Genomic DNA, 20,907 nt, shown 5'->3' with positions numbered 1-20,907 from the left:
AAGCCATGAATCCTGATTTTTGGTGGGCCAAACGGGCCAGCTGTGCGAAGGCACTGATGGCGGAAAGTTTTCGGCAGGGGATGGGTCGGCCGGAGGGAGTTGAGCGTCGGTTGGCGGCAGCGCTGGGTGATTTATTGGCACGACCGGGCTCGTTGACCCGGGCCGTGGCGGCCTATTTGGTGGGGATCGAGATGGGGGTGCCCGAGGCTCAGGCGCGGGCGATGGCGTGTGGGATTGAGTATCTTCACACGGCTTCGTTGGTGTTCGATGATCTGCCGGCGATGGATGATGCAGTCACCCGCCGGAGCATGCCGGCGCTTCATGTGTTGCATGGTGAAGGCACGGCCATGTTGGCGGCCTTGGCGATGATCAATCGGGGTTATCTTTTGCTTTGGCAGGGCATGAATGGGGCGTCATTGGCGCGTCGTGAACGAGCGGGCGAGTGGGTGGATCGGTGTTTGGGTACAGTCGGGATGATTGGGGGCCAGTCGCATGACCTCGGGGATTGGCAGGGTGGGCAATCGGCGGCGGACGTCAGTGAAGTCGCGGCTCGAAAGACGGGGGATCTCTTGAGGTTGACGTTGGTGTTGCCTGCGATGATTGGCAGGGCGAGCGAGCGAGAGCTGCAGTTGCTGGATCGGCTCGCATTGTTGCGAGGACTGGCCTATCAGGCCGCCGACGATGTGAAGGACGTGGTGGGTGGTGCTGGGAAAACAGCAGGCCGGGACGAGGCGCTGGGACGCCCGAATCTGGTGATGGCGGAAGGATTTGCCGCGGCGGTGGTGCGATTGGAGCGTTTGGTGGTGGTGGGTGACCGGGTGCAAGCTGCGCTTCCCGGGCCTGCGGAGCGCTGGGGAATGTTGGTTCCTCTTCGCATCGAAATTCCGGAAGGGGTCGCCGCGTTGCTATCGGAGGGGGATACCGCAGCCGGGTGAGAGTTTGTTGAAAAGGAGGGAGGGGATCGAGGATCCCGACGAAAGGAGAAGTGGAAACCAAGAGACGATGAGCCTTTGGAAATTGATTTTGACGAATTTGCGTCGGCACCGCGTGCGCACCGCGATTGGAGCCACAGGGATTGCATTGGGGGTGGCGACTTTGCTGAGCGTGGTGGGGTTGCTCGGCGGTGCGGTGAAGATGTTTGAGAAGATCCTCCGCAGTGATGCGGAGATGGTGGTGTTTGAGCGCAATGTTTCGGATTTGTTCTTCAGCAATGTGCCGGAAACCTTGGTCGAAGAACTGGAAGAGCAGTCGTTTGTGAAGGAGGCGCAGCCTGTTTTGTTCACGATCATCGCAGCTCCGGATCGCCCTGTGGTGACTTGCTTTGGGATTCGAGCGAGTGATGGCAGGCTGGAGAAGGCGGAGTGGCTGAGCGGAGGGCTGGAGGGATTTTTAGACGACGGGCGCGGTGTGGTACTGGGAGAACGAGCGGCCGATTTCCTCAAGGCAACAGCAGGCGATGAAGTGGAGCTTGGGCAGGATCGCTATCCAGTGGCGGGCGTGGTGAGAATGGAAAATGGTTTCGAAAACGGGGGGGTCTTCATGCCCCTCAAGGAATGCCAGCGGGCCTTTCACAAGGAGGGGGGGTCCTCCGTGGTCACGGTGGCTCTCGCCGAGGGGCATGAGCCCAGAGAGGTGAAGGCATGGATCGATGCCCACCACGACCGTTTGACCGCCCTGGAAAACGAGGAGTTCAGTCGAAGCTATTCCCAGTTCAGGATTTTGAAAACCACGGCCTGGGTGGTGGGCGGATGTGCCTTTTTGTTGGGAGGTTTGAGTGTGACGAATACGATGATTCTTTCCGTCTTCAGCCGCATTCGAGAGCTCGCGGTTTTGAGGGTGTGTGGTTTTTCGCGGGGGCAATTGGCACGAATGATTTTGGGCGAGTCGCTTGCACTTTCGAGCATCGGGGTGTTGGCCGGATGGTTGCTTTCGATAGGCGGTCTGCGTTTGCTGAAGGTTCTCCCGGCGCTCCAAGGTTACATTGAACCCCAAGTGGGCATGCGGGAGGTTCTGGGGGCGGTGGTATTGGCGATGTTGACGGGGGTGGGTGGAGCTCTTTATCCCGCCATTCATGCTGCGAAGTTGAAACCGGCCGAGGCTTTGAGATTTGAGTGATGGAAACGATCATCCAAGTGAATGATGTGTGGCGAAGCTACGACGAAGGTCGTATTGAGGTGCTCAAGGGTGTCGATTTGCTCGTCGAGGCGGGAGAGACCTTGGCTTTGGTTGGGAGTTCTGGGTGTGGGAAGTCGACCTTGCTCAATGTGATTGCCGGACTGGAGCTGCCGCAGGAGGGCCGGGTGACGGTGGCGGGCCGGGGCGTGTTCGACGAGGTGTCGCGCCGGGAGCTCTTGCGCCATACGGTGGGATTTGTGTTTCAGTTGCATCACCTGATGCCTGGATTGACCCTGGAGGAAAATCTCCTGGTGCCAGCCGTGGCGGTGGGGATGTCCGCATCCGCCGCGCGTGATCGTGTTCGTGAGTTGGCAGAGGAAACCGGGCTTTTACAGCGTCTGGACCGGAGGGTGCGAGAGCTTTCAGGTGGGGAGCGTCAGCGTGGTGCCTTGTGCCGGGCGCTGATGAATCGCCCTCGAGTTCTGTTAGCGGATGAGCCGACAGGTGCCTTGGACGAGCGCAATCGAGAGGCGGTGTTCGAGCTATTGATGAAATTGGTGGCGGAGCGTGGGCTCACGTTGGTGATGGCGACGCACGATGTGGATTTGGCGAGCCGCTGTTCCCGGGTGGTGCGGATGCGGGACGGGAGGGTGGAGGAGTGAATGGGGGAGTTCGAAGTGCGGCGCGGCATGCGCTGGGGTGGCTGGTGGTGGCCAATGCCGTCGGGTTGTGGTTATCTCTGCTCCTTTTGTTTCCCAAGTGGCAGGTGGGCGAGTGGACGTATGGGAGATGGGTGCCCGTTCATTTGAATGGGCAGCTGTATGGTTGGACGGCGTTGCCGATGGTCGCGTGGTTGTTTGGGGTCTACGGGGTTTCCCGTCGATGGGCAGATGCTGCGCTGGGTGCCTGGTCTGCCGCCTTGGCTGTGGGGGGGCTCAGCTGGTTGAACGGTGGGAGTTCGGGGAAAATATTCCTCGACTGGAAAGGAGGCGCGTTGGCGGGGTTGCTGGTGGCGATGGGGATATTGTGGGTGGCCTTGTGGCGCGGAGAGTGCCGATGGCGTCCGGTGCTGCGATGGGGAGGCTTGGTGGGGTTGGCGATGATTCCTGTGATGATGGCGGTGGCTGCCTCACCGGAGCTTTATCCTCCGATTGATTCGACGACGGGAGGGCCCACGGGATCGAGTTTGTTGGGGTCGACGTTGTTTGTGGTGGGATTGATGATGTTATTGCCTGCCAGCGTTGGGCTTCGCTTGGCAACAGACGGGCGAACTGGGAGGATCGTGCTCGGGTATTTTGGGCTTTCCTGGGCCGTCTTCGGGGTCACCGAGTTTCTCGGAGGCACGCATTGGGATTTCTGGCAAGAGGGCGCGATGGTGATGCTGGTGCCGTGGGTGGTGGGCCTGCCCATCTGGTGGAGGCGTTATGAGTGGCCGGAGGGTACTCAGTGGTGGCGCCAGGCGATGTTCGGATGGTGGGCGCTGTTGGTGTTGAGTGGAGTGACGGCGTATTTTCCCGATGTGTTGGATCGGCTCAAATTCACTCAGGGATTGGTGGCGCATTCGCATCTGGCGATGGCGGGTTTCACTACCTCATTTTGTGCCTGCCTGCTTCGTCTCCTTGGCGTGAATTTGGGCTCTCGCTTCAGTGCGTGGCTTTGGCAGGGGGCGGCATGGGTGATGGTGGGGGTCTTGATGGGAATGGGATGGGCTGAAGGCGGCGGCGTGGCGTGGATGGCAGAGAATCCCGGCTGGAGAATTGCAGGGTGGGGAATCCGATCTGGCTGTGGGGTGGTGATGTTGGCGGTGTCCCTGCATTGGTGGTTGGCAGCGGGGGTGTCCGGGGAATCCAAGTGTGGTGCAAAAGCATGATGACGATCGTCAAGAGATGGAGTGCTGGCGTGGGTGCCATGGATGCTTTGACTGGCCTGATGCTAGTGTTTTGGCCTGGGTGGGTGTTGAGTCTGTTAGGGATTGGTGAGGTCGGACCGGAGTCTTGGGTGTGGGTGCGCTGGATTGGAGTTTTTGTGGGGAGCGTGGGCTTCAGTTATGGTTGGGTTTGGCGGGGGGCACGAGAGGCCGAGGCGGTATGGGGTTGGACAGCAATGGTTCGAGCTTGGGTTGCGGTCTTTGTGACGGTGAATGTTTTGTCTGGGAGACTGGAGACGGCGTGGGTGGGGGTGGCTGCGACGGATGGCGTTGTGGGCATCGTGCAATTTTACGGAATTCGGAAGCGGTGGTGCCGATGAAGATTCAAGCACGAGCGGCCGGTGCAGTGGCGGCGGTCTATGGTTTCTTTTTGATTTTTGCGCAGTTCGCGTTCGTCGAGTTGTTGCGTGGGCACGGGGCGGGGCCTGCAGCCGAAAAGTGGGCTTTGGGAGCCATGGCGGTGGCGGGAATTGCGGCGGGTTTTGGGGTGGCCAAACGAGGGGCGACGGTTGTCGGGCTGCGGCTGGCGTTGGTGCTGGCGGCCTGTGCAGCGGTTCTCGCGCCGTGGGCATCGGGAGGGGTGAGTGGGATGGGAGTGGCGGTCCTGACGGGCCTGGCAGTAGGAGGGGGAACGGTTTCCTTGGCGGCCTTGTTGCCTGGTTGGTGTGGAGCTCGGTGGATTGGGTGGGGCACCGGACTGGGGTACGCGATCTGCAATGTGCCGTGGGTGTTTTCTGCAAGTCCTGAGATGCAGGCCTGGATCGGTGCTGGATTTGCGCTTTTGGGCAGTTGGCTGGTGCCTTCGGGGTTGGAGGAGCAACGGGTTCCTTCAGGGCCGAGTCACGGTGAAGTGGGGGTGGGAGGGGCTGTGGTGGCGGTGGGTGTTTTCCTGGCGTTGGTGTGGTTGGACTCCGCGGCATTTTTCATCATCCAGCATGAGCGGGACTTGAAGGAAGGTACTTGGGGGGGCGCGATGCTCTGGCGCAATGCGGGCCTGCATTTGCTTGCGGGTGGACTGGCTGGTGAATGGCTGGCTCGAAGAGTTTGGAAGGAGCCGGTGGCGGTGGCATGGGGGGTCTTGGCGATCGCGGCGTTGGCGGTGAATCATCCGTCCACCCGCGGGTTGGCGGGTTGGATGTATCCTGTGGGAGTTTCGATTTATTCGGCAGCGTTGGTGACCTGGCCGGGTTGGGCAGGGCGCTCCTCGACAGTGGTCTGGAGGGCTGCCTGGGTTTTCGCCGTGGCAGGATGGTTCGGGTCTGCCAATGGGATTGGAATGGCTCAGGCCCTGCAGCGAGTGCCGTGGGAATTTGTGGCAATCTCGGGAGCTGGGTTGGCCCTCGCTCTCACTGGATGGCGTGCGTGGCGGCAGTGGCTGGCGGTGGGAGGAGTGTTGGGGATCGCGTGTTGGCGTTCCCAGGGGGGAACGGGAGCGTCGAGGGAAACTGCGGAAGAAAGGGGCAGGCAGGTGTATTTGGCGGAGGGGTGCATTGCCTGCCATTCGCGATTTGTCCGACCGGAGGATCCCGAAGGTTGGGGTCCGCCCTCGAACGTGGATAAGGTGCTGCACGAACGCCCGGTGACGATTGGAAATCGGAGACAGGGACCCGATTTGACCCATGTTGGGGCGCGGCGATCGGCAGCATGGCTGAAGGAACACTTTCTAGCTCCTCAGAAATGGGTGGTGGGGAGCCCGATGCCGTCGTACGCGCATCTTTTCGAGGACGATCGAGGAGCGGACTTGATCGCATGGCTGATGTCGGATCAGGAAGATGCGCGCGAGTGGAGGGGGGTGCGATCCCTTGAATGGCGTCCTGAAGGGGAGCCTGAGGGTGAGGGCTCGCGGTTGTTTGCGGCTCATTGTGCGGTGTGTCACGGTCCGGAAGGACGAGGTGATGGAGAGTTCGCAAAGCGCTGGGTGCGGCAGCCGGCAAATTTGGTCGAAGGTCCATTTGTGTGGACGGTGGATGCTTCAACGGTCGCGCGAGCCATTCACTGGGGCTTGCCGGGGACCGACATGCCGGGGCATGAGCTGCTTTCTGACGGGGAAACTCTAGCACTGGCGAAGTGGGTCCTGGCCTTGCGAACCGGGGGAAAACCCGAGGAATGAGCCGGTTGAGGGACCGGGTTCCCGCTTGACGCGATTTCCCGTGACTCCCTAGCCTCCGGGAATCGGATCGCACGGGACGCCGCCCCGGAATTCTTCCAGAAATTCATCACCAACCTTCAACGACGTGGACATCAAGGAACTTCGCAAGATCGTCGAGCTCATGAACGAGCATGGATTGACCTATTTCGACATGTCGAAGGACGGCTTCCATCTCAAGCTCAAGAAGGGACAGGATCTGGACTCCCTCAAATCGCTGCTGTCGGTGCTTCCGACGGCGGCTCCTGCAGCTCCAGTGGCCCTCCCTGTCGCGGCCCCGGCCTCCGCGCCCGCATCATCGGGCGCACCGACCTCGGGGGCGCCGACGGTCGATGGAGAACCGATCACTTCTCCGATGGTAGGAACTTTCTACCGCAAGCCGTCACCGGACGCGCCGTCCTTCGCCAGCGTCGGGGACACGATCAGTGAGGGGCAGACCCTGTGCATCATTGAGGCGATGAAGGTGATGAACGAGATCAAGGCGGAGCGTTCGGGAACGATCACGGCGGTGTTGGTCGACGATGGCACTCCGGTCCAATTTGGCGATACGCTATTCACCATCAAGTGATGGTGTGATGGGGACCTAATCCTCCCTTTCCCTCTTAAACTTCTTATCCCCATCGCAAGATGTTCAAACGCGTTCTTGTCGCCAACCGGGGCGAAATCGCCCTCCGTATCATTCGAGCCTGTCGCGAACTCGGCGTCGAGTCCGTGGCCGTGTATTCTGAGGCGGACGTGGACTCGATGCACGTTCAGTTGGCTGACGAAGCGGTATGCATTGGCAAATCCGCGAGCAAGGACAGCTACCTGAAGCCCGATCGCATCATGGCGGCGGCAGAAATCACCGAGGCTGAGGCGATCCACCCCGGTTATGGGTTTCTCTCTGAGAACGCGCGTTTCGCGGAAATCTGCAAAAGCTGCAATGTCCAATTCATTGGGCCCTCTTCAGAGGTGATTTCGATGATGGGGGATAAGGCGACGGCCCGTGCCACCGCGGTTGCCAATGGTGTTCCGGTGACTCCGGGGACGGATATTTTGACCGACCGGAAGGTGGCCTTGGAAGAGGCGAGGCGGATCGGTTTCCCCGTCATGATCAAGGCGACCGCAGGGGGCGGTGGCCGCGGGATGCGCCCATGTTTTGATGAAAAGGAGTTCCATAAGCTCTTTGATGCCGCTTCCAATGAAGCGATGGCCGCATTCGGCAATGGCGATTGCTACATCGAGAAGCTGGTGCTCAATCCTCACCACATCGAGTTTCAGGTCATCGCCGATCGTCACGGGAATTTCCTCCATCTGGGAGAGCGTGATTGCTCGATGCAGCGACGTAATCAGAAGATCATTGAGGAATGTCCCTCGCCGTTGCTTTCGGCGGAACTGCGCCAGCGGATGGGGGATGCGTCGGTGAGCCTCATCCAGGCGATTGGTTACGAGAATGCAGGGACCATCGAGTACCTCGTGGATGACAAGGGAGAGAATTTCTATTTCATGGAAATGAACACCCGGATTCAGGTGGAGCATCCGGTGACCGAAGAAGTGATGGGCTGTGAATTGATCAAGGAGCAAATCCGGATCGCAGCGGGCGAAAGCCTGTCTCATCATGTCCTCAATGCGGTTCCCCGTGGGCACTCCATCGAGTGCCGGATCAATGCGGAGGATCCCTACAACCATTTCGCGCCGAGCCCTGGGACGATCGACCTTTGGTATGCCCCCGGCGGCAAGGGCGTGCGGGTCGATACCCACGTCTACTCCGGCTACACGGTGCCTCCGCACTACGATTCGATGATCGCGAAGTTGATCGTCACTGCCGCCACGCGGGAGATTGCAATTGCTCGGATGAAGCGCGCCCTGGGTGAATTCATGATCCGGGGCATCAAGACCACGATTCCCTTCCAGCTCGAAATCCTCAATCACCCTGATTTCCAGGCTGGGAACTACGACATTGGCTGGGTCAGCCGGTTCATCGAAGAGAAAAAGGGTTGATGCGCGCGTCGCCCAACCGCTCCAGCCTGTGGGTCCTGTTTCTGTCCTGTCTGTGAAGCCATCACTCGCATCGGCACGGCTGTATGCCATCCTCGATCTTGGCTATGTGTCTGAGCCCAAATTGGAAGAAGTGGCTCGTGAGCTCCTTGAGGGCGGAGCGGATCTGCTTCAGCTGCGGGCAAAGGGATATGGAGAGAGCGACATTGAGGGATTTTGTCGGCGGGTGCTCCCGATCTGTCGTGAGTTCGGAGTGCCGCTGATCGTCAATGATTTTGCGAAAGTCGCCGCCGCGATTGGCGCAGACGGTGTGCACATCGGTCAAGAGGATGGATCGCTTGAGGATGTTCGGGCAATCGTGGGCGAGGAGATGATTGTGGGGCGATCGACCCATTCCCCGGAACAGGCTCATGCGGCACAAGTCGAAGGGTTTGATTACATTGGCTTTGGCCCCTTGTTTCCCACTCCGACGAAGCAAGGGCGGCCGGGGATCGGTCTTGAGAACGTGCGCCCCGTCGAATCGACGATGGGGAGCCAGCTCCCGGTCTTCTGCATCGGCGGAATCCAGCGTCGGAACCTCGCGGAGGTGCTGGCAGCGGGTGCTCGACGGATGGTGATCGTCTCTGATCTGCTCACCGCGTCCTCGATTGTGCAGGCGACCCGCTCGGTCAAGGAGCAGGTCGCTGATCGTTGAGCCAAGCAGTGCGTTTTACCAGGCCGTCATTTCCCGGAACCGCTGGAGTCGTGCTTCCACCTTCGAGGAGTCGATTTCTTCAAGACGGCGGGTGGAGAAGGCTTCACAGGTGAACGAGGCGACCACTGAGCCTTGGGTCACCGCCTGCCGGAGGTTCTCAAACGTGAATTCACCCTTGGAATGGGCGGCAAGGTAGCCAGCAAGCCCGCCAAGGAAGCTATCTCCGGCTCCGGTGGGGTCGGCGATGCCGCGAAGAGGGAAAGCAGCGCAACGGAAAAAGCTTTTTGGGCAAGGGAACTCTGTTTCGTCGCCCTCGGAGGAGAAAAGCATGGCGCCGAATTCGCCCAGTTTGATCACCACAAAGCGTGGGCCTTTGCCGAGAAGGAGGCGTCCGGCCTCGATCAGGTTGGCCGTTCCGGCGAAGTCACGTGCCTCGCTCTCATTGATCACGAAAAGATCCAGCTGCTTGAGCACCTCATGGAGTCGTTCGTTGGCGATGGAAATCCAAAGGTCCATCGTGTCGGCGACCACAAATCGTCGTGGGTGGGTGCATTGGGCGAGCATTTGAAGCTGGTTGTCGGGTGACATGTTGGCCAGCACCACGACCTGAGAATCCGCAATTTCAGCGGGGATCTTCACTTCCCAGCTCTCCAGCACATTGAGGCCGACTCGGTGGGTGACGCGCTCGTTGAGGTTCTCCAGATATTCGCCGCTCCACGTGAAGGATTCCCCCTCGGACTGTTCGACTCCGTTCAGGCAAATGCCGCGGTTTTCTAGCATTTGGAGATGATGGGCGGGGAAATCCCGGCCGATGATGCCCACGAGGCGCACATCCTCGCAGAAGAAGCTCGAGGAAAGAGCGGCATAGGCGGCGGAGCCCCCCAAAAGGTCGGCGCCCTCAGCCGTGGGAGTCTTCACATGGTCAATCGCAATGGTGCCGCCGACGAGGACGGAAAGGGAAGCGGAGTCGGACATGGCCCGAATTCCTCATCCACCACCCCAATGGGCAAGCGGAACTCTTGGAACCGGGGCAAAAACATGATTTTCAGTGCTCTTCGACGGGTCTTGCGGATCCGGGTGTCCACGTAGGCGGATGCGAGGTTTTTGTCGGCAAGAACCCCTTCCCCTGGGTGGGTGAGCGAGAAATGAGAGTGTAACTCGCTTGAAAAGAGGTGGTTGATCGGCGACAGTGGCAGATGCTTGGAAGTGGAACGGGAATTGCAGTCCGCCACGTGGCAAGAGCGTCACGGAGGCCCTCAGTTTTTCCTCGACGCGTCCGGCCAAAATCCGTAATTCCAAACTCGTCATGAAACTATTCACCACCATTGCTGCGCTTGGCGCACTTACGGTCGCGTCTTTCGGGGCAACGACCGATCCTGTCGGCTACATTACTCAGACGATCGTCGGTAAGACGGCGTCGTCGGATCCAGATGTTTTCAACCTTCTCGGGATCACCCTACATGGATCGAAAGTCGTTTCCGGAAGCCTCACGGCAGTGACGGCAACATCGGTTTCCGCCGACATTGATTTTGATACTCTTCTTGAGTCAGGAAACACCTACGTTCTGCGGATCACTTCTGGGGCTCAAGATGGCGCTGTGGTCGCAGTCTCCGATTGGGGAACCAGCGCAGGGTTGGATGCTGGTGCACTTGAAACTTCTCCCAATGATCTTTCTGCCGCTGGTGTTGCGGCAGGAGATACCTTCGAGCTTCGCGTGGCTCCAACAATTTCATCTGTTTTCGGTGCTGCAAATGAGATTGGTTTTGCTGAAGCCACTTCGATCACAACTGCAGATGTAGTCTGGTTGCCTACCGGTGGTGGCGGTTTCGCTAAATATTTCTATCACCCAGGTGCGAGCTTCCCTGTTGTCGTTGCTGAAGGTTGGAAGAACTCCTCGGGACAAGCTGCGGGCGATACTCCGATCGTGTATTCCGATGGTCTGTTCGTGCAGCGTCGTTCCACTGGAGATATTTCCTTGGTGGTCACCGGTGAGGTGATTCTCTCAAATACTCAGCTTCTTGTGGAGGCCGGATTGTTCAACTATGTGGGTTCTATTTTCCCAGTTGGTTCTACTCTTGGTAATAGCGGACTTGAAGCGAATCTACTCGCGGCCACTTCGATTTCAACTGCCGACGTGGTTTGGCTCCCAAATGGATCGGGTGGCTACAACAAGTTTTTCTATCACCCCGGTGCGAGCTTCCCTGTCGTAGTTGCTGCCGGTTGGAAGACAAGTGCTGGTGCTGATGCTTCAGCTCAGGCTTTGACACCCGGCATGATCATCCAGCGTCGCGGTAGTGGTGATGTAAATGTCACCATTTCGGTTCCAGACTACAACCTCGAGTAATTGCACTTATTTCTTGGACAAAGGATCTAAGTTTATTTTTCTGATATAAAGATAATAACCATGAAAATGAAATTAATTGGATCACTTGTTGGTGCTCTTGCGATTGCGGGTGCTAACGCGGCAACCATCACTTTGACCAACTTCGATGGGACTAACTTCAGTGGTGTGGTGGACTCAAGCGGAAGTATTCTCAACAGTGTTGGATTTGCTTCCATTGGAACCTTCTCGTCTGATCCGACCAGCATTGATGATCTGAGCAGCTTTGTTCAATTTGGGAATTCTCTTTCCGTTGGCGCAAACAGCTTCATTTCTGGTGATATCAATCAGTCGCTCACTTCTGGTGATAGTTACGTTGGTGGGTCCGTTTATGTTGTTATCGGCAACGGTACTGATCTTGCTACGTCCACTGAGTTCTTTGTTTGGAAGGCGACCTCGAACCCTTCGGGTAATGTTTACACCGAAGATGCTCCTATCGGCGGTCCTGACACTGTGAGCCTTCAAACGTCGACGGGCACTGTGCTGATTGGTGGAACGACCACTGCCGATTTCGGAGGTGGCAGCCAGACTGCTTTCCAGCTTGTTGCTGTTCCAGAACCCTCGGTTGCTCTTCTCGGTGCACTGGGCCTTCTTGGCCTTGCTCGCCGCCGTCGCTAATGGCTTGAGGCCTTTGCAACGAACGATTTCAAAAACGGGAACCCAAAAGGGTTCCCGTTTTTTGTTTTCGTGGCGAGAGTTCGATTGAGGAGCAAGTCGGCATCTTAGGAGGAAGGGAGAAGAAAAGCGCGGCTGGCAGGAAGCGTTGTTGAAGCTTTGTAATCAATTGGTTGAGATCGCTGAATATGATCAGTCGAGTCTATTCAGCGGCGTTGAGGGGGGTGGATGCTGTGGAGGTCGAAGTGGAGGTCAGTGTGAGTGGTTCGGAAGAGCCGCGGATCGTGATCGTGGGGCTTCCAGACGCAGCGGTAAGGGAGTCATCTCAACGAGTGTCATCCGCGATCCGGGTGTCTCCGATTCGGCTGGCGGATGGGGTCAAGACCGTCAACTTAGCACCGGCCGATCTGCGGAAAGAGGGGCCTTCCTTTGATCTGCCCATCGCCCTTGCCATGGGATTGGCCTCGGAGGAGGCATCGGTCGCCGTCGAGGAGATCTGTGTGGTTGGAGAGTTGGCGTTGGATGGAACGGTGCGTCCAGTCAAAGGCGTGCTTTCGATCGCGCTTGAGGCCAGGAAGCAGGGGCGGAGAAAGGTGCTGGTACCGGAGGCGAATGCACGGGAAGCGGCCGTCATCGACGGGATCGAGGTGATTCCTATCCGAAATTTCTACCAAGCCTGGTGCTACTTGCTGGGAACAGAGTCGATCTCCCCGATGATTTTGGATCGCGATACTCTATTTCAGGAGGCGTCGAGTTATGAGGTGGATTTCTGCGAGGTGAAGGGCCAGCACCATGTGAAGAGGGCGTTGGAGGTGGCGGTAGCAGGTGGGCACAATCTTCTCATGGTCGGTCCCCCTGGGACGGGAAAGTCGATGTTGGCCAAGCGGCTGCCGACGATCATGCCGGGGATGAGCGATGAGGAGGCGATCGAGGTGACGAAGATTCAATCCATCGCTGGGCTCCTGGATGCTAAGCGAGGATTTCTTTCGGCGCGGCCCTTTCGTGCTCCGCATCATACCATCTCTGATGCTGGGCTGTTAGGTGGTGGCAGTAATCCTGGGCCCGGAGAAGTTTCATTGGCCCACCATGGAGTGCTGTTCTTGGATGAACTTCCGGAATTTCGCCGTCAGACTCTGGAGGTTTTAAGGCAGCCATTGGAAGACGGGCAGGTGACGATTTCTCGTGCGGCGGGTTCGATCACCTTTCCGGCTCGGGCGATGGTGGTGGCGGCCTTGAATCCTTGCCCATGCGGGTATTATGGAGACTCGAAGCGAGAATGCCGGTGCTCGCCGCGACAGATTGAGAACTATCGGCAGCGGATTTCGGGCCCGTTGCTGGATCGGATCGACCTGCACGTCGAAGTGCCGCTGGTGGATTTTCGTGAGTTATCGAGCACTACGGAAGGGGAGAAGTCGGCGGCGATTCGGCAGCGGGTGATTGAAGTGCGCAGTCGTCAGTTCGAGCGGTTTGTGGGAAGCTCGACGCGGACGAATGCGGGGATGAGTCCCCGGCAGGTGCGAGATCACTGTCGATTGGATGCCGAAGGGGCCGGGTTTCTGGAGCACGCGATGGAGGCATTGAGCTTTTCTGCAAGGGCACACGACCGAATTCTCAAGGTGGCGCGGACGTTGGCGGACCTTGAAGGATCGGATGCGGTGGCCTCCCACCATGTTTTGGAGGCGATCCAGTATCGCTCGCTGGACCGCGCATTATTCTCCTGAGGAGCGCCAAGGATTTACCGGCAAGGCGAACGCAGGCTGGACGAAGAGGTTGAGGAAAGATTACCCATCGATCGCATGAAGATCTTTTCCTCCGCAGGGCTCCTGGTGATCGGTGCCCTGGCGTTCAGCTCCTGTCAGCCATTTTTCCGCACGGAAGTCGGAGCCCCGGCTGCTGGCTATGATGAATCGGATGCCTATCGGCGCGGCTTTGAAGATGGGAGCGGGGACCGTCTAGCGGGTCGGGCGCACAATCCTCACATCAATGAGGATTCGGCGACCCTGCCCTCCGCTCATCGGAAGAACTATCTGTGGGGCTACACCGACGGATACGGAAACCCGTCGGGAGCACGAGTGATGGGCAGCAAGTAAAGGGGGACCGCTTCAGTAGGTCGGCAGGGTGTCCTGTGGGGTGGACTCGGATCCGTCGAAGTTTTTTCCGTGGGCCTTGTATTCGAGGCCTTGTCCCAGCTGGCGGAAGTCCCGTCCGACACCGATCATCGTATTGCAGGAGCTGAACGAGATGGCAACGAGAGCGGCAAACGCGAGTTTCATCATGGCTTTTCTGATAGCGATGAAATCCCAGCCTGCAATCCGGAATACGGCCACTTCGGGAGTGGGGGGCGACTTTATTGGGGGCGACGCGGGTGCCGTTGAGCTTCTAGCGTCCGCTGAGTTCTCGGCGCATCTCGGTGATTTTGCCACGAAGTTCAAAGATTCCACCACGAAGCGCTTCGGTGGCGATTCGTTGATCAGGATCGATGGTGTGCGAGAGGAGGCATGAGCAGGCCTCTAGCGCTTCATTTTGGGCATCGAGGCAGCGTTTGAGAATGGCCAAGACGTAACCTTGCTCGCGCTGGTAGTGGCCATTGAGGGCTCCCGCGAGCTTGGCGGCGACGAGCGAAAGGGCATTCATGATCCGCTGGGCATGGGGGGCACCGTTCCCACTATTGCGGAGGAGATCGATGGAGCGAATGGCGAGGTCTTGAGCCTCTTCTTGAAGGGGGTGCACCTCGAATTCATCATCATCGCTCTCCTCGTAGAGCTCCTCTCCGGAGTCCTCGGACCAATCGAGTCCGAGACCGAGGTCGGATTCAAGATCATCGGCCATGGCTCCAAGCAGACCATCCCAACCCATGACGAAGGCTTCTTTCTGCTCGGCATCAGGATCGTCCATGTATTTCTCAAGGACCTCTTGGTAGGCATCGGTGAGACGGTCGCTTTGTTGAAGTCGCTGCTCCCAGGCGAACTCATCGTCTCGGGCGGAGCCCTCACTGGCATCGGGGCGAGCGATGAGGGTGGTGAGGAAATCCCGCATGGCTTGAAGATTTGCCAGTTTCTGGGCCTCCTCCGCGTCCGCGTCCATCGTCCAATGGGCTTCGCTGAGCCGAAGCTGATAGTCGCAGGATTCCAAGAGGATGCGTCCCTGGCTTTCGTCAAACCACTCGAGATAGAGTTCGTTTTTCCAAACCATGGGGACCACTTCGCCAGCGGCTTCCCGAGCGAGGCACTCGCTCAGATCGCAAGTGGGCACCCTCGCCTTCCGTGAAGCGGTCATATCGCCGACCAAACCCTTTTGGCGAAAGTTCAGGGAGACGGTTTCGAAGGGGCGTGAATTGGTGAATTGGAGGCGAGCCCCTGCGAGGTCTCGCCAGCAGTCCCCCGTCAAGTCGAGGCTTACGGGCTCGCTCGCGCCCACCATCCAGAGACGTCCTGTCGTGCGCCCTTCGAGGGTGTTGTCGATTTCGCCGCGGATCACCGCGCCTGCGATGCGGAGGGCCATGGCTGGGGAGTGTCGGAAATTCCGGCCCGCTCCGTCAATCCCCTTGCGAGGCGCGATCAAGGGGGAAAAATGGGAGGTTGGAGAAGGCGCTTTAACTTCTTGATGGGGGGATGACCGAGCTTAGGCTGCCGGCGAACTTCGTCATGGAATCGATTGGTCCCTTTACCCACGTTTTGCTGATCCTGGTTGTGATCTTGTTTTTCAACCTGATCATTTTTGTCCACGAGCTGGGCCATTTTTGGGCAGCGAAGTGGCGGGGATTGCGGATTGATCGTTTTCAGATCTGGTTTGGGAAGCCGATCTGGAAGAAGGAAGTCAATGGGGTTCAATATGGCTTGGGTTGGATCCCCGCCGGAGGCTTTGTGGCATTGCCCCAGATGGCGCCGATGGAGGCGATCGAGGGGGATCATCGGAAGGACAAGGAGGCGTTGCCGCCGATTTCCCCTCTGGATAAGATCATTGTGGCGTTTGCGGGCCCATTGTTCTCCTTCCTGCTTGCGTTCACGGCGGCGGTTTTGATTTGGGTGGTGGGCAAACCGGAAGACTCCATTCCGACGCGGCAAGTGGGTTGGGTACAGAAAGATAGCCCCGCCGAACGGGCAGGCTTTCAGCGTGGGGATGAAATCATCGCCGTGAATGGGAACCCGGTCGACATGTGGGTGGGCACTCTGGACAGCGTGTTGATGCAGGTGGTGACCAGCAAGGGGCAGGAGATTTCGTTCACTGTGAATCGTCCCGGAGTGGGCGAAATGACTCTGGTTTCTGAATTTGAGATTCCGGAGACGGAGTGGTGGCAGCGGCGCGCTGTCCGGCAGGTGGGGATTTCTCCGATGGAGGGACCGGTGGCAATCATCCCGCTTTCCGATTCGGAAAATGCACCGGCGGTTTTGGCGGGGTTGGAGGCGGGCGACCTTTTGTTGGCGTTCAACGACACCCCCATCGTCGACAGCCAGCAGGCATTTGATTTTCTCCAGGCCAATGGCGCGGAACCGGTGGAGGTGACGGTGCAGCGAGACGGTGAGGAGAAGGTGATGACGGTGACACCGGTAAAGCCCACTTCCCCCGTTTTCGATCCACCTCGTTATATGATTGGTGCTACCTTCGTGAATGAGCCGGGTGAAGACGGTGGGGCTCGCCAGATTTGGGTACGGCCGTCGCCAGTTTCTCAGGTCGTGAATGTTTTGCGCCAGATGTGGGTCACGGTGAGCAGTGTGGCGTCGGCGGATTCCAGCTTGGGAATCCAGCACTTGAGTGGTCCCGTCGGGATCGGAAAGATCCAGTTTTACTCGTTATTGATGGATCATCCGATGAACCGCCTCCTGGAGTTCATGGTGCTGATCAACATCAACCTGGCGCTTTTGAATTTGCTTCCACTGCCGGTGCTGGATGGTGGCCACATCACCATTGCGGTGATGGAATCAATCGCGCGGCGGCCGGTGAATGTGAAGTTTCTGGAAGTCCTGCAGCTTGGTTTCGTGTTCTTGTTGTTCAGCGTGATGATTTACGTGACCTCCAAGGATGTGGCCGATGATTTTGGCATGGGCAGCGGTCCAAAGCGGGAGAAGTTGGTATTCCCCGCACCGGCTGAGTCCTGATTTCACATGCCACCCGTTTGCCGAACCGCCTCGTAGAGGGTGATGGCGATGGCGGTGGAGAGGTTGAGACTGCGGGTCGACTCCTGGGCCATCGGAATGCGGAGTGCTTGCATTCCGGCGGCTTGGATCATCGGTTCGGGGAGCCCCCGGGATTCGCAACCGAAGACGAGGTAATCTCCCTCTTCGAATCCTGCTTCCCAGTGGGAGCGGGTGGCTTTGGTGCTGAGAAACCAAAATCGGGAGCTGGAGTCCGCCGATTGGAGAAGGGAGGGGAAGTCTTCCCAAACGTGAAGGTCGACGTCTTTCCAGTAATCAAGCCCGGTCCTCCGGACGTGTTTGTCATCAAGAGAGAACCCGAGTGGCTTCACGAGGTGGAGGCGGGCACCGGTGGCGAGTGCCAGGCGCCCAGCGGCTCCGGCATTGTGAGGGATCTCGGGTGCGACGAGGACGATGTGCAGCATGAGTTAGGTTCGGAAATGTTCCCAGCCACCTTGTATGGCGGATTCGCAAAAGGGGCCTTCGAGCAATCGGCCCACGGCGTGAATGGGGGCCAGCTCTTCGGGCCATTTGAGAACGAGGGCGTGCCAGCGAGCTGGAGAAATGGCGAAAAGGAGCTCATAGTCCTCGCCGTCTCCGAGAGCTTGATCGGGGGTGCAGCCCGGGGTCACAGGCAGAGCTTCAGGAATCCATTCGAACTGGCAGTGGCTGGCTTGCGCAAGCCGGGGGAGATCTTTGGCAATCCCATCGGAGAGGTCCATCATCGCGCTGGCACCGGCCTGTGCGAGCAGGGCCCCTTCCGCGCAGCGAGGTTGGAAATCGAGATGTTTGCCGTGGATCGATCCGCCGAGGGTGCCTGTGACGGCAATGACGTCGCCGGGCTGGCCCCCACTTCGCAGAACGCAGTGGCGGCGGTCGACTTGCCCGGTTCCTGCCACGGAAATCATGATGGGCCCCCCGTCCGGGACTGAGGTGGTTTCGCCCCCTGCGAGCGTGGCTTCGTGGGCGGCGAGGCAGCGGGCGATGCCTTGATAAAGCCCTTCGACCCAGTGGATTTCCAGGTCGGGAGGACAGGCGAGAGTGATCATGATTTCGCGTGCGCTTCCGCCCATGGCGGCGAAGTCGCTGATGACTCGAGCGCAGGCTTTCCAGCCGACTTTCTCTGGCGGTGCTTCGCGGAGGAAGTGGATTCCTTCTACGATGGCGTCGGTTTTCAGTAATCGCCATGGGCCATGGCCATCGTCGACGACTGCGCAGTCGTCGCCCGGCCCGACGCATAGCGTGGAGGGGGGAAAGGGAGTGAGGAGGCGGGCAATCAGCGCATCTTCACCAATGTCGCGCAGCGTTTTCACGATCCAGGAGGTGCCTGGATCAGGTTGAACTTGATCGCCAGTTGCCCAAGCACGGTGAGGGAGTTGAAGGCGGCGTGGATCGACATGGGCATCCAGATCGAGCCGCTTAGTTCGTAGCTGAGTGCCAGAAGAGTCGCGAGGAAGGCCAAGGGGACCAGGGCAACCGTGTTGTGGTGAACGGTGGCAAAAACGAGGGCGCTGACGATCACGGCGGCGGTCCGACCGGTTTTGCTTTTCACCATGGTGTAGAAGTATCCGCGGAAGAGGACCTCTTCGGTGACGGGGGCGACCACAGCAGCCATGATCACGAGGCAGATCAGAGTGACCGGATCGTTGAGCTGTTGGAATGCTTTGACGACTTCCTGCTGACCGTCACCGCCTTCCATGTCCTGAAGCCAGGGGATCACGCCGATTGCGTAGAGTACGGTCATGAGGATCCAAGTCGCGCCAATGCAAATGGGAATGGAGGCCAGCCATTTGACCCATTCGATGCCGCGTTTGCCCGGCCATTTGAGTCCGAGCCAGAGGGTTGGCTTGACGCGCCACACGGCGAGACCGAGCACGAGAATCGTGAGCGCAATCTGCATGAACATGGTCGAGAGGATCGTGGGAAGCTCGACTTGCACCGGTTGCTCAGGGTGTTTCCCCATGAACACCAGCACGATGGGCCAGAGGTAGAGGAGAAGGATCAAGGCCATGAGCGCGAAGTCGTAGCCGCGGATCCAGGAGGTAGGGATTTTGTCCAGTAGGGTGTGGGGAGCCGATGCGTCCGTGGCGGAAACCTCCGCTGAAGGTGGAGCAAGCGGAGCGATAGATGGGTTGTCGGGGTCCGGTGGCGACGAGGCGAGGTGAGGGGTCGCCTCCGCTGGCAAGGGAGGCGGGCCTGCGGGGAGGGAATCGGGAGAGTCGAAGGAGGAGGAGAGGGCTGCGGCAGAAGCTTTTCGCCGAGCCTGCATCCGCCAGCCGATGATTGCGACGATGAGGGCGATTCCAAGAGCACCCAATTCCAGCCCTATTCCCAGTTTGGTCGGCATCGGGCGCAATCTGGGCATGGGAAGCGGTTCAATCCAGCGGAATTCCCTGGGAGGGGAAGTCGTTGCGGATGGGATCCCGCGATCAAGGGCCTTCTTGATGGCTTGCCGCGGCCCGGGCGATTGGTCGAGGATGCGTCGCCCCACCCCATTCCCCCCCTCGATCTTATCAATCCTTATCGACAACTCCTGCGCCGGCGCTTTGCCGAACCGATTCTTTTCCTACTGGTGTTCCTGATGGGCATTCAGTTGTGGGACCTGCATGTCCCTCGCCTCGGGCCGGCGCCGCCCAAGACGGCGGCGGAGCAATCGTCCGACTGGCAGCTGGCTCTGCGCAAGGCGGACCGGGACCTCCGTCTGGCAGAGGGGCTGGGGGAAATGCCCTTTTGGCTGAGAGCCTTGTTTGGTGTGGATTCTCTGGAGCGGACCATCGAAGTTTCGAGAAGTCGCTTCGAGAAGTTGATGAACGCCCCCTATTTGCGGGAAGAGGGTCGGATGGGTTTGGCGGAGGAAAGTGAGGGAGCCTATGCTTTGGCGGTGCTGACGGCCCTGTCGGAAGATGCCAGTCCTGCTGCGGGCCCGTTCCGAAGTTATGGGTTGGCGGGGCCTCCGGCAGAAAAGGAGGTCACCGCCCGGATCATTGAGGCGCGCGAACAGTGGTGGGATCTTGCCTACCTAAGAGCATTGAAACGCAGTGAGTTCGATGACTACGCTCGGCTTTCGTCGACACGAACCGGGCGTTTGGTGGGACTCACATTGAAGTCCAGAGGAGTGGTGATTGCCGTGGCGTTTGGGGGCCTGGTGTTTGTTCCGGGGACGCTGTTGGCTTTTCTGCGCGCTCGTTCGAAAGGCTCCCGATTCAACTACGCGGAGCGCTGGAAGGCATCGTTCGGCGTGGGGGTATTTCTTTTGGCCTATTTGGCCTCGTATGGATTCACGATGACTCTCAATCAGGGACTGGCGTTGGCCGCCGACCCCTCGGCATCGGGAGGGGTGCTGTCGATGCCTGCCTACATTGCGCTCGATAGTCTCACGCGGTTTTTGCCGGCGTTGATCGGTCTCGGGATGTTGTTTCGGCGAACCCGGCACGCGGTGGATCGCTTGGGGATTGCGGGACCATTTGATGGAAAGTTGGTTCTGGGATGCTTCGCGATCTTGCAGGTGATGGACTTCGGGCTACGGGTGGGCTTTGATCGTTATTCGATCGAGGATCCGACCGGGGGGCTCACATTGAGCGAAACCGGCGGGTGGGGGTTGGTGTTAGGGATCGTGTCCGCATGCCTAGCCGCACCCATCGCCGAAGAAATCCTCTATCGAGGCATCCTGTTTCGATCGCTGGCGAATCGTTTTTCGATTTTTTCAGCGGCAGTTCTTTCGTCGGCGGTTTTCTCCCTGGTGCATGGGGTGTCGATTACAAGCCTCTTGATGATTGGAATGGTGGGCTGGATGGCTTCCTATACATTCGTTGCTTCCCGGACCCTGCTCACGGCCATCGTTTTACATGCTCTTTACAATGCTTCTGTAAAAATCCCTGAGTGGATCGTTTACCAAGTGCCGCTTTTCTGAGACCCCTGTCC

General features: G+C 58.8%; 21 protein-coding genes. 15 read left to right on the top strand and 6 right to left on the bottom strand.

Annotated features, from left to right (window positions below):
- The first annotated feature begins 5 nt into the window (after nucleotides 1–5).
- The 9 genes from HNR46_RS13515 (at nucleotide 6) to thiE (ending at nucleotide 8,859) form a co-directional block, all read left to right on the top strand.
- Nucleotides 6–935, top strand: coding sequence for a polyprenyl synthetase family protein (locus HNR46_RS13515; RefSeq protein WP_184019672.1), 930 nt, complete (start codon nucleotides 6–8; stop codon nucleotides 933–935).
- 67 nt (nucleotides 936–1,002) lie between these two features.
- Nucleotides 1,003–2,115 carry an ABC transporter permease gene (locus HNR46_RS13510; RefSeq protein WP_184019670.1) on the top strand — a complete coding sequence of 371 codons (1,113 nt, stop codon included), beginning with the start codon at nucleotides 1,003–1,005 and terminating at the stop codon, nucleotides 2,113–2,115.
- Entirely contained in the window at nucleotides 2,115–2,777 is a 663-nt protein-coding gene (locus tag HNR46_RS13505; protein ID WP_184019668.1) for an ABC transporter ATP-binding protein, read from the top strand. Before HNR46_RS13510 ends, HNR46_RS13505 begins: the two co-directional genes overlap by 1 nt.
- Complete coding sequence (locus tag HNR46_RS13500) at nucleotides 2,774–3,985, top strand: hypothetical protein (RefSeq protein WP_184019666.1); 1,212 nt, start codon at nucleotides 2,774–2,776, stop codon at nucleotides 3,983–3,985. The genes HNR46_RS13505 and HNR46_RS13500 overlap by 4 nt, the downstream gene beginning before the upstream one ends.
- Nucleotides 3,982–4,362, top strand: coding sequence for a hypothetical protein (locus tag HNR46_RS13495; RefSeq protein WP_184019664.1), 381 nt, complete (start codon nucleotides 3,982–3,984; stop codon nucleotides 4,360–4,362). Before HNR46_RS13500 ends, HNR46_RS13495 begins: the two co-directional genes overlap by 4 nt.
- Nucleotides 4,359–6,152: a cbb3-type cytochrome c oxidase subunit II gene (locus HNR46_RS13490; protein WP_184019662.1), complete on the top strand. Its 1,794-nt coding sequence runs from the start codon at nucleotides 4,359–4,361 to the stop codon at nucleotides 6,150–6,152. Before HNR46_RS13495 ends, HNR46_RS13490 begins: the two co-directional genes overlap by 4 nt.
- A 124-nt stretch (nucleotides 6,153–6,276) precedes the next feature.
- The gene (gene accB, locus HNR46_RS13485) at nucleotides 6,277–6,756 is read left to right on the top strand and encodes an acetyl-CoA carboxylase biotin carboxyl carrier protein (protein ID WP_184019660.1); all 480 of its coding nucleotides are present in this window, start codon (nucleotides 6,277–6,279) and stop codon (nucleotides 6,754–6,756) included.
- Nucleotides 6,757–6,815: 59 nt separating this feature from the next.
- On the top strand, nucleotides 6,816–8,168 hold the full coding sequence (gene accC, locus HNR46_RS13480; RefSeq protein ID WP_184019658.1) for an acetyl-CoA carboxylase biotin carboxylase subunit: 1,353 nt from the start codon (nucleotides 6,816–6,818) through the stop codon (nucleotides 8,166–8,168).
- A 52-nt stretch (nucleotides 8,169–8,220) separates the two neighbouring features.
- A complete protein-coding gene (gene thiE / locus HNR46_RS13475; RefSeq protein ID WP_184019656.1) occupies nucleotides 8,221–8,859 on the top strand; it encodes a thiamine phosphate synthase in 639 nt (212 codons plus the stop codon).
- A gap of 15 nt (nucleotides 8,860–8,874) precedes the next feature.
- Here thiE and HNR46_RS13470 read toward each other — a convergent pair whose 3' ends face one another.
- Entirely contained in the window at nucleotides 8,875–9,834 is a 960-nt protein-coding gene (locus tag HNR46_RS13470; protein ID WP_184019654.1) for a PfkB family carbohydrate kinase, read from the bottom strand.
- Nucleotides 9,835–10,165: 331 nt separating this feature from the next.
- Between HNR46_RS13470 and HNR46_RS13465 the strand changes: the two genes are divergently transcribed.
- The 4 genes from HNR46_RS13465 (at nucleotide 10,166) to HNR46_RS13450 (ending at nucleotide 13,944) form a co-directional block, all read left to right on the top strand.
- Entirely contained in the window at nucleotides 10,166–11,203 is a 1,038-nt protein-coding gene (locus tag HNR46_RS13465) for a hypothetical protein (RefSeq protein ID WP_184019652.1), read from the top strand.
- Nucleotides 11,204–11,263: 60 nt separating this feature from the next.
- Nucleotides 11,264–11,857 carry a PEP-CTERM sorting domain-containing protein gene (locus HNR46_RS13460; RefSeq protein ID WP_184019650.1) on the top strand — a complete coding sequence of 198 codons (594 nt, stop codon included), beginning with the start codon at nucleotides 11,264–11,266 and terminating at the stop codon, nucleotides 11,855–11,857.
- 185 nt (nucleotides 11,858–12,042) lie between these two features.
- A complete protein-coding gene (locus HNR46_RS13455; RefSeq protein ID WP_184019648.1) occupies nucleotides 12,043–13,575 on the top strand; it encodes a YifB family Mg chelatase-like AAA ATPase in 1,533 nt (510 codons plus the stop codon).
- A gap of 75 nt (nucleotides 13,576–13,650) precedes the next feature.
- Nucleotides 13,651–13,944, top strand: coding sequence for a hypothetical protein (locus HNR46_RS13450; RefSeq protein ID WP_184019646.1), 294 nt, complete (start codon nucleotides 13,651–13,653; stop codon nucleotides 13,942–13,944).
- A 12-nt stretch (nucleotides 13,945–13,956) separates the two neighbouring features.
- Here the strand turns inward: HNR46_RS13450 and HNR46_RS13445 are convergent, their stop codons facing one another.
- Both HNR46_RS13445 and HNR46_RS13440 read right to left on the bottom strand, forming a co-directional pair.
- Entirely contained in the window at nucleotides 13,957–14,130 is a 174-nt protein-coding gene (locus HNR46_RS13445; RefSeq protein ID WP_221285165.1) for a hypothetical protein, read from the bottom strand.
- Between the two features lie 103 nt (nucleotides 14,131–14,233).
- Nucleotides 14,234–15,355 (bottom strand): hypothetical protein, encoded by a 1,122-nt coding sequence (locus HNR46_RS13440; protein WP_184019643.1) that lies wholly within the window; start codon nucleotides 15,353–15,355, stop codon nucleotides 14,234–14,236.
- Nucleotides 15,356–15,465: 110 nt separating this feature from the next.
- Here HNR46_RS13440 and rseP point away from each other — a divergent pair, with 110 nt between their 5' ends.
- The gene (gene rseP, locus HNR46_RS13435; protein ID WP_184019642.1) at nucleotides 15,466–16,950 is read left to right on the top strand and encodes an RIP metalloprotease RseP; all 1,485 of its coding nucleotides are present in this window, start codon (nucleotides 15,466–15,468) and stop codon (nucleotides 16,948–16,950) included.
- Nucleotides 16,951–16,952: 2 nt separating this feature from the next.
- Here the strand turns inward: rseP and HNR46_RS13430 are convergent, their stop codons facing one another.
- From HNR46_RS13430 to HNR46_RS13420, 3 genes are read right to left on the bottom strand one after another with little or no spacing between them, the layout of a single operon-like run.
- The gene (locus tag HNR46_RS13430) at nucleotides 16,953–17,411 is read right to left on the bottom strand and encodes a tRNA (cytidine(34)-2'-O)-methyltransferase (protein WP_184019641.1); all 459 of its coding nucleotides are present in this window, start codon (nucleotides 17,409–17,411) and stop codon (nucleotides 16,953–16,955) included.
- A gap of 3 nt (nucleotides 17,412–17,414) precedes the next feature.
- The gene (locus HNR46_RS13425; protein ID WP_184019640.1) at nucleotides 17,415–18,299 is read right to left on the bottom strand and encodes an AIR synthase related protein; all 885 of its coding nucleotides are present in this window, start codon (nucleotides 18,297–18,299) and stop codon (nucleotides 17,415–17,417) included.
- Nucleotides 18,296–19,351, bottom strand: coding sequence for a CPBP family intramembrane glutamic endopeptidase (locus tag HNR46_RS13420; protein ID WP_184019639.1), 1,056 nt, complete (start codon nucleotides 19,349–19,351; stop codon nucleotides 18,296–18,298). The genes HNR46_RS13425 and HNR46_RS13420 overlap by 4 nt, the downstream gene beginning before the upstream one ends.
- An 84-nt stretch (nucleotides 19,352–19,435) precedes the next feature.
- On the opposite strand from HNR46_RS13420, the gene HNR46_RS13415 reads away from it, so the two are divergent.
- Nucleotides 19,436–20,896, top strand: a complete 1,461-nt coding sequence (locus HNR46_RS13415; RefSeq protein WP_184019638.1) for a CPBP family intramembrane glutamic endopeptidase — start codon at nucleotides 19,436–19,438, stop codon at nucleotides 20,894–20,896.
- Nucleotides 20,897–20,907 lie beyond the last annotated feature (11 nt).

The sequence above is a fragment of the Haloferula luteola genome (assembly GCF_014201715.1).
Lineage (GTDB): Bacteria > Verrucomicrobiota > Verrucomicrobiia > Verrucomicrobiales > Akkermansiaceae > Haloferula > Haloferula luteola.
Note: the sequence above shows the minus strand (reverse complement) of the source record. Positions and strands in the feature narration are given on the sequence as shown.